Origin of the sequence: Xanthomonas sp. JAI131 (genome assembly GCF_013410075.1) — a bacterium.
Taxonomy (GTDB): domain Bacteria; phylum Pseudomonadota; class Gammaproteobacteria; order Xanthomonadales; family Xanthomonadaceae; genus Xanthomonas_A; species Xanthomonas_A bonasiae.
In genome coordinates, this window is record NZ_JACCCN010000003.1 from 234,536 (window position 1) to 249,740 (window position 15,205).

Below are 15,205 nucleotides of genomic sequence, written 5' to 3' on the forward strand. Positions count from 1 at the left end.
AACGCGGCTCACGGCGCGGATTCCTCGCCGGCCGGACGCGAACGGAAGCCGCCGCGCACGCTGTCGCCGACATGCTGGCCCAGGCGCTGGAAGCCGCGCATGCTCGCCGCGAACACCTGGCCCATCGATTTCCAGAAATTGTCGCGGTCGTGACGGCCCCACTGCGACACCCAGATGTCGGCGCGGGCGAAGGTGCAGGCCACCAGCCAGCGCTCCTGCTCGATCGACATGGCGCGGAACTGCACGCTGATGTGTCCGTCGCGGTCGTGGCGCACGATCGCCGGCAGGCGCCGTTCGACATTGCGGTGCGACAGGCCCACGTCGACCAGCGTATCCGGCTCCACCGGCGCCGTCTCGACCAGGTTCAGGGCCATGCCGCCGGTGGAGAAGTTGACCGTGCGGCAGGCCAGTTCCTGGCCATCGGGCAGGTACAGCGTGGCCGGGATGTCCAGCGGCACGCGGTGCGAGCGGCGCACCTGGCGCATTTCGCTGGCGGTGGCGATGGTGGCGCCGAGCAGCAGCACGTTGTAGACGGTCCAGGCCAGGTTGAACCAGATCGTCTGCGCTTCGCCGGTGGCGTCGGTGTAGACCAGGCGCATCGCCCCGGCGGCCAGGCCGGCCAGGTTCAGCACCAGCAGGAACAGGTAGGGCTTGGCGATCTGCCGGTCGAAATAGCTGCGCGTGACCAGGCCGCCCTTGGGGGTGACGTTGAACTTGCCGAGCTTGGGATTGAACAGCGCCACCAGGGTCGGGCGCAGGATGTACCAGGCCAGCGTGGTCTCGTAGACCTCGTTCCACAGCAGGTGGCGGAACTTGCCCTGGGTGCGCAGGTTGGTCAGGTTGGCCTGCATGATGTGCGGCAACGCGTAGGCCAGGATCATCAGCGCCGACGCGTGGATCACGTGCGCGCCGAAGAACAGGAAGGCCAGCGGCGCGGTCAGGTAGATGATGCGCGGCAGCCCGTAGAAGAAGTGCAGCATCGCGTTGGCGTAGCACAGCCGCTGCGACAGGCGCAGGCCCTTGCCGAGCAGCGGGTTGTCCAGCCGCGCGATCTGCGCCATGCCGCGCGCCCAGCGGATGCGCTGGGCGACGTGGCCGGACAGGCTCTCGGTGGCCAGGCCGGCGGCCTGCGGCACGGTGATGTAGGCGCTGCGGTAGCCGCGCCGGTGCAGCTTCAGCGCGGTGTGCGCATCCTCGGTGACCGTTTCCACCGCCACCCCGCCGACTTCCTCCAGCGGCTTGCGCTTGATCACCGCGCACGAGCCGCAGAAGAAGGTCGCGTCCCACTGGTCGTTGCCGTCCTGCAGCAGGCCGTAGAACAGCTCGCCCTCGTTGGGCACCTTGCCGTGGTTGCCGAGGTTGCGCTCGAACGGATCGGCGGAGAAGAAGTAATGCGGCATCTGCACCACCGCGAGCATGCGGTCGCGCAGGAACCAGCCCATCGCCACCTGCAGGAACGAGCGGGTCGGGATGTGGTCGCAGTCGAAGATCGCCACGTACTCGCCGCTGGACTTCTTCAGCGCGGCGTTGATGTTGCCGGCCTTGGCGTGGAAGTTGTTGGTGCGGGTGACGTAGTGGATGCCGGCCTGCACACAGAACTCGCGGAACTCGTCGCGGCGGCCGTCGTCGAGCAGATAGATGTTGAGCTTGTCCGCCGGCCAGTCCATCACGCTGGCGGCCAGGATGGTGGAGCGCACCACCGACAGCGGCTCGTTGTAGGTGGGAATGAACAGGTCCACCGTCGGCCACTGGCTCTGGTCGGCGGGCAGCGGCACCGGGCGCCGGTTCAGCGGCCACAGCACCTGGAAATAGCCCAGCACCAGGATCGTGAAGGCATACACCTCGGCCAGCAGCAGGCCCAGGCCGAGGCTCAGATCGACCGCGCTGCTCACGCCCATGGTCTGGGTGATGCGCCACCAGATGTAGCGCGAGGACACCGCCAGCGACAGCGCCATCATGATCAGCACGGCGAGCCGGCTGCCGCTGCGGCGCAGCAGCATCGCCGCGGCGAACACCACCAGCGAGAACAGCAGCTGCTGCGGCACGTCCATCGGAATGGCGACCACGAACACCAACAACAAGGCGCCCAGCGCCCACAGCGACCAGGTGGCCAGTGTGTGCATGGGTTGACCGGTACGCGATGCGGACGCAGCGCTCATCAGCGATTCCTAACGAAGGGGGCGAAGCCGGCGCGCGTTTTCCCCTCCGCGCGGCGACAGGACGACGATGCGCGGCAGCAACGGCCGCGCGCGGGTCAGCGGTTCTGGAAACGCTTGAGCGGGCTGTCGGGCGCCGGCACGCGCGCGCGGTCGCTGTCGAGCAGGCGCTGGAACAACCGGGTCAACGGCGTGGCCGTGCTGGCCGGTGCCGGCTCCGGCAACGCGGGCCTGGCCTGCGGCGCGCGCACCGGCTCGGTCGCGACCGGCCGGGCGGCGGGCGGCGCCACCGCCAGCCTGGGCTCGGCCGGCGCACGCACCACTGACAGCGTCGGCGCCGGTGCCGCGGCCGGCGGCAGCGGTGCCGCCGCCGGCGGTTCGGCGGCGGCAGGCTCCGGCGCGCTCAGCCGCGCCCCGGAAAAATCCTGGTACGCGCTGGCGCCCTGGCTGCCGAGCTTGGCGAACAGGCTGGAAATGTCGTCGGCCGCATCGGCGCCCGCATGGTCGGTCTTCTTGGACATCGATCACCCCCTAAGATGATTTTTGTAGCCGGTGGAATCGGATGGCCCGCTCAGGCGACCCGGCACAGCACGAAACGACGGACATCCTCCTCGACGGCCGGCACCGCGCGGATCCCCAGACCCGCCAACATGCCGGCCTGCTCGAACCAGGCGTGGTACACCCCTTCCAGGAATCCATCCGCCCCGGCCGTCTCCCCGGCCAGGGCGATCTGCAACGGCGAGCCGACATGGGCCAGGTCGACCCGGTCGGCCTGCTCCTCGAAGCGCGCATAGCCCCACTCCATCCCCTCCCAGACCCGGTTGACCCCGGCCTGCACCTCGTCCAGCGTCGCGCAGGCCCCGATCGGATGCTCGCCGGCGAAACGGCGCCCGATCCGCGCCATCAGCAGCGCCAGGTCCTCCGTCGACAGCTCCGCCGCGAACTCCTGGGCCAACGCGCGCAGGAAACCGCGCCACTGCCGCGAACAGGCCTGGGTGCGGAAATGCGTCTGCAGCTCGGGAGAGCTCATCGGTGCTGCCTCTGATGGAAAAATGGCACGGCGAGTGCCTCGCAAGGGTATCCAGCAAGCGCGATGCCAATATGGCGAACATTGCCACTAATGCGACACAGTTCTCACTTTCACCGCCAATGGTAGCCCACTGCTGCGCCACAGCAAAGTCCCTTCCAGCCCAATCTCCCGCCATTTTCGTCGCAACCGTCCCGAGGCAGGCAGGCACACGTCCCACTATGGGTGATCGGCCGCCACGTCAAAGACCTGACGCAGATAGGCCAGATATGCCGGGTCGTCGCACAGGTTCTTGCCCGGCGAGTCGCTGAGCTTGGCCACCGGCTGGCCGTTGCAGCGGACCATCTTGATCACGATCTGCAGCGGGGTCGGCCCCAGGTCGTTGGTGAGGTTGGTGCCGACGCCGAAAGCGAGCATGCAGCGACCGTGGAAATGCGCGTACAGCCGCATCACCTTGTCGATGTCCAGGCCGTCGCTGAACACCAGGACCTTGCCGCGCGGGTCCACCCGGTGCCGCTGCAGATGCGCCAGCACGCGCTCGCCCCACTCGAACGGGTCGCCGGAATCGTGGCGCATGCCGTCGAACAGCTTGCAGAAGTACGCGTCGAAATCGCGCAGGAAGGCGTCCAGCCCGACCACGTCGGACAGGGCGATGCCGAGGTCGCCGCGGTATTCGCGCGCCCACGATTCCAGCGCCGCGGCCTGCGAATCGCGCAGCCGCGGACCCAGCGCCTGGAACGCCTGCAGGTATTCGTGGGCCATCGTGCCCAGCGGGGTCAGCCCGTAGCGATGCGCGAAATACACGTTGCTGGTGCCGACGAACTGCGCACCCAGGGTCTGCTGCAGCACCGGCAACAGCTCGCCGTGCCAGGCCCGCGAATAGCGGCGGCGGGTACCGTAGTCGGCGATCGCGCAGCCGCCGTAGCCGCTGCTGTCGCGCAACAGCGCGATCTTGGCCCGCAGCCGGCGCAGGCCCTCGTCGTGGTGGTCGCCGCCGGTGTTGCGGAACCAGACCTCGTTGACGATCGCCAGCAGCGGCACTTCGAACAGGATGGTGTGCAGCCACGGCCCGCGGATGCTGAGCTCGATCTCGCCCGGCACCGTGGCCGAGGCCTGCAGCTGCAGGTACTTGCGGTCCAGATGGAACAGCCCGAGGAAATCGGCGAAGTCCGGCTTGATGAAGCGCAGGCCGCGCAGGTAGTCCAGCTCCTCGGCGCGGAAGCGCAGCGCGCACAGCGCGTCGATCTCGTCGGAGATCTGCCCGATGAACTGCGCCAGGTCGATGCCCGGCGTGCGGCATTTGAAGCGGTACTCCACCTGCGCGCCGGGATGCTGATGCAGCACCGCCTGCATCATCGTGAACTTGTAGAGGTCGGTGTCGAGCAGCGAATCGATGATCATCGCGCGATTATGCGCCCAGCGTGTTGCCGGCTCCCGCCTTTTCCTTCCCTTGCAGGAGCGGCTTCAGCCGCGACGAACGAAGCAGGGAACCCCACCCGCTTCGGAAACTGTCGGGGCTCAAGCCCCTCCCACAGTGCACCCAGCCAGCACGCCGCTAGCCCCCTGTAGGAGCGGCTTCAGTCGCGACCGGGCGTTACCGGCAAGTCTCGGTCGCGGCTGAAGCCGCTCCTACAGGAAGCGTCAGTGCGCAGCGCTGCGCGCCAGCACCGCCTGCGCCGGCTTGTGCTGCACGGTGAAATCGCTGTCGTGCGCGCCGCCGGCGTCCGGATCGGTGTACCAGCACCACAGCGCGATGCCGGCGATGCGTTGCTCGCCCAACACCCGGCGCCAGTCCTGCAGCACCTGCGCCTGCAAGGCGGTGTCCACCGCGGCGCTGCGTTGCTCGGGACTCTCCCAGGGTGCGGCCAGGCTGCCGCGCGCCGAGCGCAGCCCCAGTTCCGCCACCCACACCGGGCGTCCGCTGCGCGTGCCCAGCGCCTGCACCCGCGCGGCCGCCGCGCGCATCTGCGTCAAGCGCTGCGCCGGCACCGCCGACAACGCCGGATACAGGCTGGTGCCGACGAAATCGAAGCGCTCCCAGTAGCCGAACCGCTCGGCCTGCTCCAGGCCGTCGGCCACATAGCCGAGCGGACCGCGGTAGACCTGGCGCACCGCCGCGACCAGCTCGGGCCATTGCGGCGCGTCCTGCAGGCCGCGCAATTCGGTGCCGACGATCAAGGCCTCGGCCCGCTCGTCGGCGGCGACCTGCGCCAGCTGCAGCAGCGCGCGCCGGTAGGCGCCGAACCACGCCGCGCGATCGGCCGGCGCGGCGTCGCCGGCCCAATGGCCGGGAATCCACAGATGCACCTTCAGCACCGGCTGCAGGCCGGCCGCGCGCATCTGCCGCAGCCCGGCGCGCACCTGTTCGGGAGTGCTGTCGCTGCCCAGCACCGGATCGTCGGACTGCGGCGTGGCCTGCCAGACGAAGGCGACCAGCAGCGCGCGCTCGGCGCCGGCATCGGCCAACTGCTGCAGCGAGCGCTGCGCCGCGTCGCTGCCCCACGGCGCCTGCGCCGACACCTTGACGTTGGCGCCCATCCACGGCGCTGCCGCGGGCGTGGCCGCGCCGCAGCCGCACACGCTCGTCGCGAACAGCATGCCCAGCAGCCACCTCACGGCGATCGACGCCATACCCGGTAGGACCCTTGTCGGTAGACCAGACTGTAGCCCGGCAGGCCCTGCTGCCACAGCTGCGGCAGGCGCCGGTTGACGCTGTCCAGGACCCCGGCCTGGCTGGCCGGATCGGCCACCACCACCTGCGCCGGCATCTGCCGCGGGTCGTCCAGCGCGCGCTTGAAGCGTGGGTCGAACGGCAGGATCAGGCCCTGCGCATCGCCGCGCGCCACGATCACCGCGTAGCCGGCGCGATCGTCGAGCAGGGTCGGCAGCCGCGCCTCGGCCAGCCAGGCGCCCAGCCGGGCTTCGTCCGGGTGCCGCGGCGGCACCGGCGCGCGCAGGGCCGTCGCCCAGTCGCGGGTGGTCGACGCGGCGGTCTGCGCGATGACCCAGCCGCTGGCGACGGCGCCCAGCAGCAGCAGCGCCAACGCCGGCCAGCGCAACTCGCGGCGCAGGTCGCCCAGCACCAGCGCCGCCGGCACCACCATCAGCGCCAGGAAATCCAGCGGCTGCGCGCTGAAGCGCGCCCATGCCGCCAGCGTGCCGGCGCCGATCACGGTGACCGTCGCCACCAGCACCCAGCGCCAGGTGTTGCTCAGGCGCGTGCGCCGCACCAGCAACAGCAGCGGCGTGGTGACCAGGCCGGCCAGCGCCAGGTACAGCGGCGGCCACCACGGCCGCGCCATGGCCTGTTGCAGCCACGGCTGCAGCGCGGCCTGCGCGTAGCTGCCGCGGAACGCCGAATGCTGGTCGCGCACGAACAGCAGCGCATCGCCGAAGAACAGATAGTTGAGGTACATCCAGGTCGCGACCGCGAACAGGAACGGCAGGTAGCACACCAGGTAGAACGACAGCGGCGCACGCCGCAGCATGCCCTGCGGCGCGATCACGCCCAGCCACGGCGCCATCGCCACGGCCAGGAAGCAGGCGCGTTCGTCGACGAAGAACAGCAGGCACAGGCCCAGCGCCAGGCGCAGGTAGGCGAAGGCTTCCGGATCGTCGCGGAAATGGCGCAGCGCGCGGCAGGTCAGGTAGAACACCAGCAGGCCCAGGCCCTGGTTGTTGCCCGACAGCGTCGGCCACAGGAAGAACGGCTGCAGCACCAGCGCCGCGCACAGGCCCCAGGCCCAGGCGCGGCCCAGGCCCGCGGCGAGGTCGCGCCACAGCAGGGTCACCATCGCCGCGCCGGCCAGCACATCCGCCAGGTACGGCAACAACGGCGTGGACAGCCCCGGCACGCCGCCGATCACCAGGCCCAGGTACAGCGAGGCCTGCGCGTACAGGAAGCCCAGGTATTCGGTGCGGAAACCGGCCGCGTCGCGCAACAGCAGCAGCTTGGCGTACTGCGCCATCGCGTCGTCGCTCATGTAGCCGTGCGCCAGCAAGCGCTGGCACAGCAGCGCCAGCAACGCGGCGGTGACCACGAACACCGCGACGCCGCGCGGGCGCCGCGGCGTCTCAGTCGTCGAGTGCGGCGCGGCGCTCTTCGGCCATGTGCTTGCTGATGCCATGGGTGGTCTTTTCCCAGTAGAACGGATTGTGGATGAGCTGCCACAGGCCCTTGTAGGCGGCGACCGATTGCAGCAGCCAGTACAGCGGCACGGTCAGCGCGTACGGCGCCAGCCGGAAGTAGTCGCGCTTGAACGCCGCCAGCAAGGTCATGTAGATCAGGAAGCCGTTGCCCAGCAGCAGGTTGAGCAGGCTCAGGTACAGCAGCGCGGGCGGGAAGAACGGATTGAACGCATGCGTGTCGGTCAGCGCCCAGATGCCGTAGATCAGCCACATCGGCGGGGCGATCAGCGCGGTGAAGAAGGTGCCGCCGACGAAGAACTGGAAACCCCAGAAGCCGCGGAAACCGACCGAGCGGTACAGCTGCACCGGATCGCGCATGTGCACCAGCCAGGTCTGCATGTAGCCCTTGAGCCAGCGCGAACGCTGCCGGATCCAGTTGGGAATGCTGACGTTGGCTTCCTCGAACGTGGTCGAGTTGACCACGCTGACCCGGTAGCCCTGCTGGGTCAGGCGCACGCCCAGGTCGGCGTCCTCGGTGACGTTGTACGGGTCCCAGGCGCGCACCTTGCGCAGGATGTCCAGGCGGAAGTGGTTGGAGGTGCCGCCCAGCGGGATCGGGATGCGCAGGGTTTCCAGCGCCGGCAGGTAGAAGTCGAACCACAGCGTGTATTCCAGCGTGAACATGCGCGTGAGCCAGTTCTCGTCGGCGTTGTAGTAGTTCAGCCGCGCCTGGATGCAGGCCACGTCGGCCGGCGACTTGCGGAACGCGGCGACCGCGCGCTTGAGCTGGTCAGGCTCCGGCTTGTCCTCGGCGTCGTAGATGGTGAGCATCTGCCCGCGCGCGAACTGCAGCGCGTAGTTGCACGCCTTCGGCTTGGTCTTGGGCTGCGACGGCGGCACCCGGATGATCTCGAAGAACGCCTCCAGGCCCAGCGCCTTGGCCGCCTCGATGGTCTCGGTGTCGTCGGCCTCCAGCACCAGCTTCACGTCCAGCTTGGAGGTCGGGTAGTCGAGCCGGCGCAGCGCGTTGGCCAGGATCGGCAACACGTCCGGCTCCTTGTACATCGGCACCAGCACCGTATACACCGGCAGGTCCTCGTCGCTGAGCGCGGCCACTTCCGCGTCGGTGACCTTGATCTCGATGCGGCGCCGCGCGCCCAGCCAGGCCAGCGCGAACTTCAGCGCGAACGTGGCCACGAAGGCGATCCCGACCACGCTGTTGATCGCGATCAGGCTCGGCACCGGCCAGATCGCCAGCGCCAGCAGCAACAGCGCCGCCACCGTGCACAGCGACACCACCTGCTTGCGGGTCACCACCTGCTTGGCCGAATGCTCCGGCGCGTGTTCGGCGAGCAGGTTCAGCGCATCGTGGGTGAGCTGCGCATCGGCCTGCTGCTGCAGGCCCCAGACCACATCGAACTTGGAGGTACCGACGAAGCGCACGTCAGCGCCGTACTGGCTGCGCGCCCAGGCGAAGGTCTCCGGGCCGGGATCGGCCACCGCCAGCACCAGCCGGCCTTCTTCCATCCGCCACGGCAGCACCAGGCGTTGCGCATAGTCGGCCAGGCGCTCCGGCTCGAACAGGGCGGAGTCGATCGGCTGCTGCAGCAGGTTGACGAAGTTCAGCCCGAAATGCGCCGACAGCACCGTGTAGAAGCGCAGCGCGGTGACCCCGCGCTGGGCCAGCACCACGTCGCCCAGGCGCGAACGCCAACGCGCCTGCAACGCCAGCGCGTCCTGCAGCTGCGCCGCATCGATGACCCCGGCTTCGACCAGCGCGGTGCCGATCGGGGTCTGCCAGCCGCGCGGCTCGGGCACGCTGCCGAGCGGGCCGATCGCGTCGCCGGCGGTGCGGCTCGTCGCCGGATGGTTCACCGCGGCCACGTCAGAACCGCCACCAGGCGGCGACGAACGGGCCACCCGCGCCGCCGGTGTTGCGCCCGGCCACCGGCTGCTGGTAGCCGAGCTGCACCTGGGTGCCGCCGGGCAGCGTGTGCAGCAGCGAGGCCTGCAGCTTGGTCAGGTCGTAGTTGTTGCCGCGGATCGGGGTGCCGGGCGCGTAGACCGGATTGGGGCCGTTACCGTTGCCCAGGCCCTGGATCACGTTGAGTTCGCCGATCAGCATCCAGCGTGGCGCCAGCGCCAGGCCGCTGCTGATGTCCAGGCGCGCCTCGTCGGCGGAGTCGCCGCCGCGCAGGCGCACCGCCGCGCCGAGGTCCACGTAGCCGTCGTGGTTGCCGGCCCGATAGCCGCGGCCGACGCTGTAGCGCAGTTCGGCGCCGTAGTCGCCCTGCCCCAGCGCCGGATGGTCGCGATCGTCGGCGCCCTGGCGGCTGTAGCCGGGGATCAGCGCCAGCACCTGCAGCGCGCCCTGCCACGGTCCGTCGCGGCCGTCCGGATCCAGGCGGTAGCGCAGGCCGATTTCCTGGTCGGCCCAGCCGGTGGTGTGCTGGTTGCCGTAGCCGCTGTCGTTGCGATAGCCGACCTTGCTGAAATAGAAGTTGCCGACCAGGGTCAGGTCCGCGCTCAGCCCGTACTCGGCATAGAGATTCAGCTGGTCCTGGCGGCTGCGTCCGGCATCGGGGAAATTCTGGTCCTGGCCGTGGCTGTTGTAGACCGCGCCGCCGTCGCTATGGCTGGCCTTGAGGATCGCCAGCGCGGCGCCGTCGTCCTGCACCCAGGCCCCGGCGAAACACGGTCCGGTCGCCAGTGCGGCCAGGCCCAGCGCCAGCGTCGACAGCCTGCGTGCGCGCCGGTCAGGTCGGTGCCGGGCGCGGCCATCGCCGGCCACGGAAGAGGGAGTCGCGCATACGCGCGACCACGAGCGCGGGCGCTCGCCGTACGACTGGTTCATCGCAATTGTTTCCTGGAGGGGGGCCCCTGGAACAGGGAGCAGGAAACGATTCCGTAGCGGAACCGCGACAGGAACGTAGCACCTTTCCTGTGTGATTCAAATCACGCGATAAATGAATTGCTCATCACGCATACAGCCTGCGCCAGCGCACGCACCAGCCTGGTGCTGCGTTCAGCCAGGTCGGCGCCAACACAGCCTGGCGAAGGTCACCCAGGCGTGCAGCCAGATCACCGCCCACACCGCCGCACGCACCGGCGCGGTGCGCGTGGGCGCCTCGAACTTGCGGAAATAGCGCCACAGCCCGCGGTGCTTGTGCCATTCCACGAACCAGGGCCGCTTGCGGCTGGAAACGCCGCGCACGTGCAGCACGCGCAGGCGGTTGCACACCGCCACGGTGGCCCCGGCCTGGCGCGCGCGGCGGCACAGGTCCAGGTCCTCGGCATGCAGGCGGTAGCCGGCGTCCCAGCCGCCGATGCGGTCGAACAGCGCCCGCGGCAGCAGCATCAGCGCGCCGGAGATCGCGTCCACGCGCTGCAACGGCTGCGCCGGATCGGCCGCCAGCGCCAACCGCGAACCGGCCAGCGGATGCCGCAGCATTGCCGCGAAGTCCGGATCGCGGCGGCGCACCGCGGCGTCGGCGCGGCCGTGCTCGTCGACCTGCTCGACCCCGAGCAGCGCGTCGCCGAGCGCGGCGACCTGCGCGCGCAGCAGCGCCAGCGTGTCGGCCTCCACCATCAGGTCCGGATTGACGAACGCCAGCCACGGCGCATCGCTGGCCGCCGCGCCCTGGTTGCAGGCGCTGGCGAACCCGGGATTGTCGGGGTTGGCGATGAAGCGCACGCGCCGATCCTCCAGCGCGTGGCGCTGCACGATCGCCAGGGTGTCGTCGCGCGAGGCGTTGTCGACCACGCGGATCTGGGCGACGTCCGCCGCCGCGCGCAGCCGCTGCAGACAGGCGTCGATGGTGCTGCCGCTCTCGTATGTCACCACCACCACGGCCATCTGCTGTTCGCTCATGCGCCGATTATCCGGGCAAAGCCGCGCGCGCAGAAGGCGTCGCACCTGGCCGGCGTTCGCGCGCGGCGATTCGGCGGCGTGGGCGCCGCGCCGACGCGGTAGAATCCCCGGTTCCATGCCTTGCGCGGTGTAGATGACGGCTAGCGCCCACTACCGCGCGCTGCCGCCAGGATCGAGATGCATCGGCCGCCCAGTTCGCTGGCGGCCGTGCATGCCGATGGCCCGGCAGCGTCGCCGCTTTTCGACCGATGTCGCCGTCGGCCGCAGCCGCAAACCTCCGCATCACTGGTCTAGACCAACGCCCGAAAGGCGCGAAGCGCCGCGCCATTGCGACGCCACGCCTGCGTTCCTGCCGCCGGGACAGGCCCGATGAGCGCGCACCAGATCCACGGCATGAGCCTGGCCCCGGCCGCGGCGGACTGGCCGCCCCTGCGCAGCGACGAGGTCGACGCGCTGTTGCGGCACATGGGCCTGCCCGACGCGGTCCGCGCCGTGCGCTGGCACAGCCCGCGCCCGTTCTCCGCCGCGGCCGAGGTCGAGACTTCCGTGGGCACGCTGTTCGTCAAGCGCCATCACCGCAGCGTGCGCGATGCGCGCACGCTGGACGAGGAGCACCGTTTCATCGAGCACCTGCGCGCACGCGGCATGCCGGTGCCGGGACTGCTGCGCGCGCCCGACGGCACCAGCGCGATCGCGCTCGGCGACTGGACCTACGAAGTGCAGCGCGCCGCCGCGGGCGAAGACCTGTACCGCGACACGGCGTCGTGGCGGCCGTTCGCCGACACCGCCCATGCGCAGGCCGCCGGACGCGCACTCGCGCTGCTGCACCAGGCCGCGGCCGGCTACACGGCGCCACCGCGCAGCACCACCCAGTTGGTCGCCAACCTGCGCCTGTTCGGCGGCGCCGATCCGCTGCAGGCGCTGCAGCAGGACCTGCGCGCGCGGCCGGCGCTGGCCGCCTGGCTGCAGCGGCGCGACTGGCGCGGCGACCTGCGCCGGCATCTGCTGCCCTGGCACGCGCGCGCCTGGCCGCTGCTGCGAACGCCAGCGCCGCCGCTGTGGACGCATGGCGACTGGCACGCCTCCAACCTGCTGTGGCGCGGCCACGGCGCGGCGAGCGAGGTCAGCGCGGTGTTCGATTTCGGCCTGGCCGACCGCAACTTCGCGCTGTTCGACCTGGCCACCGCGATCGAACGCAACCTGGTGCCGTGGCTGGATCTGGACATCGGCGGCCGCGCGCCCGCCGATCTCGACCAGCTCGACGCGCTGCTGCACGGCTACGCGCAGCTGCTGCCGCTGGACGCGGCGCAGCTGCGCCTGCTGGCCGCGCTGTTGCCGATCGCGCATGCCGACTTCGCGCTCGCCGAGATCGACTATTTCGCCGGCATCACCGGCTCCGACGCGAACGCCGAGATCGCCTATCGCCGCTACCTGCTCGGCCATGCCGACTGGTTCGGCGGCGAGGAAGGCCAGCGCCTGCTGCGGCAGTTGCAGCGGCACGCGGACGCCGCGCGATGAGCGTTTCGCGTTCGCTGCCGCGCGCGCCGGCGCGCCCGGTGCGCGCGCATGCCGCGCCGCGCGGCCGGCAGCGCGCCCGCCCACGCCTCCGCCGTTGCCCGCGCGCAGCGGCATCCGTCCTTTCCGTTCCGACTCCCGCTTAGAGGTTCTCCCATGTCCCACGCCTTCCCCGCACTCGCGCCGCTCGCCCTGGCCTTGGCGCTGGCCGCCACCGCCGCACCGGCGCGCGCCGCCGATGCGGACACGCAGACGCCGGTCGAACTGGACGCGGTCAACGTGCAGGGCGAGCAGCCGCGCAACCGCTCCACGCTGGGCGGCTACGGCGACGCCGCGCTGCTGGACACGCCCGCCTCGATCGGGGTGATCGACCGCACGCAGCTGGACGACCGCCAGGTGCGCGTGCTCAGCGAGGTGCTGCGCGCCGACGCCTCGGTCGGCGACAGCTATGCGCCGATCGGCTACTACGAGAACTTCGTGGTGCGCGGCTATTCGCTCAACGCCGCCAACAGCTACCGCATCAACGGCCTGACCGTCACCGGCGAGCAGAACGTGGCGCTGGAAAACAAGCAGCAGGTGCAGGTGCTCAAGGGCCTGTCCGGGCTGCAGTCCGGCCTCACCGAACCGGCCGGCGTGATCGACTACACGACCAAGCGCCCGCAGCAGGTGCGCACGCTGACGCTCGGCACCGACGACGACGGCGGCCGCTACGCCGCGCTGGACCTGGGCGACTGGTTCGGCCGCGACCGCCAGTTCGGGCTGCGCGTCAACGCCGCACACGAGGACATCCGCAGCTACGTCGAGCATGCCGACGGCCACCGCAATTTCCTGTCGCTGGCCGCGGACTGGAACATCGATCCGCAATCGGCGCTGCAGCTGGACGTGGAATACCAGGACCGGCAACAGCGCTCGGTGCCCGGCTATCAACTGCTCGGCGGCGAGCGCGTGCCCGGCGACGTGTCGGTGCACCGGCTGCTGGCCTACCAGCCCTGGTCCAAGCCGGTCGGCATCGACTCGCTCAACGCGCAACTGCGCTATCACTACCGCTTCAACGACGCCTGGCGCGCGCAGTTGGCGGCAGCGCACAGCCGCGCGGTGATCGACGACTATTCCAGCTTCGCCTGGGGCTGCTACGGCGCGGCCAGCTGCGCCAGCGACGCGATCCCCAACTACTTCAGCCGCGAAGGCGACTACGACCTCTACGACTACCGCAGCCCCGACGACACGCGCCGCAACGACCAGGTGCAGGCGACCGTGTCCGGCACGTTCGCCACCGGCGCGCTGCAGCACCAGCTCAACATCGGCGTGGACTACCTGCAACGCACCATCGACCAGCACGGCTCGATCAACGAATGGATCGGCAGCGGCACTATCGACGCCGATCCGCCGCTGCTGGCCCAGGCCGACGCCGAACTCGGCCCCAAGCGCCGGCGCCTGGACAGCACCCAGCAGTCGCTGCTGGCCAGCGACCGCATCGGCATCGGCGAGGCCTGGCAGTTGCTGCTGGGCGCGCGCCAGGTGCGCTACGACGAGCGTGCCTGGGATCGCGACGGCGCGCTGACCCGCCACACCCGCCGCTCGGAATTGCTGCCGCAGGCGGCGCTGCTGTTCAAGCCGCAGGACACGCTGTCGCTGTATGCCAGCTTCGCCAAGGGCCTGGCGCCGGGCGGCACCGCGTCGTGGTTCGCCAGCAACGCCGATGCGATCCTCGCCCCGACCAGCGCCTACCAGACCGAAGCCGGCCTGAAATACGAGCGCGACGGCCTGGCGCTGGGCGCGGCCGTGTTCGACATCCGCCAGGCCTACCAGTACGCGCAGCCGCAGGCCGACGGCAGCTTCCTGTATGTGCAGCAGGGCCGCCTGCACAACCGCGGCATCGAACTGTCGGCCGACGGCGCGATCGGCGAGCGGCTGCACCTGCAGGCCAGCGTCGCCGGCATCCGCGCGCGCGCCGAAGACACCGGCACGCCGGCCTACGAAGGCCACCAGGCGTTGAACGTGCCCAGGCTGCGCGCCAGCGCCCAGGCCAGTTGGGACGTGCCCGGGGCGAGCGGCCTGGCGCTGCTGGGCGGCGCGCAGTACAGCGGCGCCAAGTACGCCGACCGCAGCGGCCGCGTCGCCGTCGGCGGCTACACCGTCTACACCCTGGGCGCGCGCTACGCGACGCGGCTGGGCACGCTGCCGACCACGCTGCGGCTGAGCGTGGACAACCTCACCGACAAGCGCTACTGGCGCGACGTCGGCGACTACATGGGCGACGACTATCTGTTCCTGGGCGCGCCGCGCACGGCGCGGCTGGCGCTGCAGTTCGATTTTTGAGGGCCGGGAGTGGGGATTCGGGATTGGGGATTCGTAAAGGCCGGGAGCGGGACACGAAGCGTCACTGTCTTAAGAGCGGCCTTGGCCGCGACAGGACTTCCTGGAAAGCCCGTCGCGGTTGAAGCGCTCCCACAAACGAGCGCATTGTTTCGCACTCGCGGAACCTCTCCACTCCCTAATCTCCAATCC

The 15,205-nt window shown here is 70.4% G+C and carries 11 protein-coding genes; 2 read left to right on the forward strand and 9 right to left on the reverse strand.

The window, feature by feature from the left end:
- Positions 1-8: 8 nt before the first annotated feature.
- From bcsA to HDC36_RS14095, 9 genes are all read right to left on the reverse strand, one after another.
- Positions 9-2,159, reverse strand: coding sequence for a UDP-forming cellulose synthase catalytic subunit (gene bcsA, locus HDC36_RS14055; RefSeq protein WP_179568477.1), 2,151 nt, complete (start codon positions 2,157-2,159; stop codon positions 9-11).
- A gap of 95 nt (positions 2,160-2,254) precedes the next feature.
- Positions 2,255-2,677 (reverse strand): hypothetical protein, encoded by a 423-nt coding sequence (locus tag HDC36_RS14060; RefSeq protein ID WP_179568479.1) that lies wholly within the window; start codon positions 2,675-2,677, stop codon positions 2,255-2,257.
- A gap of 50 nt (positions 2,678-2,727) precedes the next feature.
- Complete coding sequence (locus HDC36_RS14065) at positions 2,728-3,186, reverse strand: cellulose biosynthesis protein BcsD (protein ID WP_179568481.1); 459 nt, start codon at positions 3,184-3,186, stop codon at positions 2,728-2,730.
- Positions 3,187-3,402: 216 nt separating this feature from the next.
- Entirely contained in the window at positions 3,403-4,584 is a 1,182-nt protein-coding gene (gene pncB, locus HDC36_RS14070; protein WP_179568483.1) for a nicotinate phosphoribosyltransferase, read from the reverse strand.
- 240 nt (positions 4,585-4,824) lie between these two features.
- Entirely contained in the window at positions 4,825-5,781 is a 957-nt protein-coding gene (locus HDC36_RS14075; protein ID WP_225209905.1) for a glycosidase-like protein, read from the reverse strand.
- 14 nt (positions 5,782-5,795) lie between these two features.
- Positions 5,796-7,310 carry a hypothetical protein gene (locus tag HDC36_RS14080; RefSeq protein ID WP_179568485.1) on the reverse strand — a complete coding sequence of 505 codons (1,515 nt, stop codon included), beginning with the start codon at positions 7,308-7,310 and terminating at the stop codon, positions 5,796-5,798.
- Entirely contained in the window at positions 7,258-9,147 is a 1,890-nt protein-coding gene (locus HDC36_RS14085) for a glycosyltransferase family 2 protein (protein ID WP_318241329.1), read from the reverse strand. Before HDC36_RS14085 ends, HDC36_RS14080 begins: the two co-directional genes overlap by 53 nt.
- Positions 9,148-9,196: 49 nt before the next feature.
- Positions 9,197-10,165: a hypothetical protein gene (locus tag HDC36_RS14090; protein WP_179568487.1), complete on the reverse strand. Its 969-nt coding sequence runs from the start codon at positions 10,163-10,165 to the stop codon at positions 9,197-9,199.
- A 171-nt stretch (positions 10,166-10,336) separates the two neighbouring features.
- Complete coding sequence (locus HDC36_RS14095; RefSeq protein WP_179568489.1) at positions 10,337-11,182, reverse strand: glycosyltransferase family 2 protein; 846 nt, start codon at positions 11,180-11,182, stop codon at positions 10,337-10,339.
- 369 nt (positions 11,183-11,551) lie between these two features.
- Here HDC36_RS14095 and HDC36_RS14100 point away from each other — a divergent pair, with 369 nt between their 5' ends.
- Both HDC36_RS14100 and HDC36_RS14105 read left to right on the forward strand, forming a co-directional pair.
- On the forward strand, positions 11,552-12,700 hold the full coding sequence (locus HDC36_RS14100) for a phosphotransferase (RefSeq protein ID WP_179568491.1): 1,149 nt from the start codon (positions 11,552-11,554) through the stop codon (positions 12,698-12,700).
- Between the two features lie 153 nt (positions 12,701-12,853).
- Positions 12,854-15,016 carry a TonB-dependent receptor gene (locus HDC36_RS14105; RefSeq protein ID WP_179568493.1) on the forward strand — a complete coding sequence of 721 codons (2,163 nt, stop codon included), beginning with the start codon at positions 12,854-12,856 and terminating at the stop codon, positions 15,014-15,016.
- The last annotated feature ends 189 nt before the right edge of the window (positions 15,017-15,205 follow it).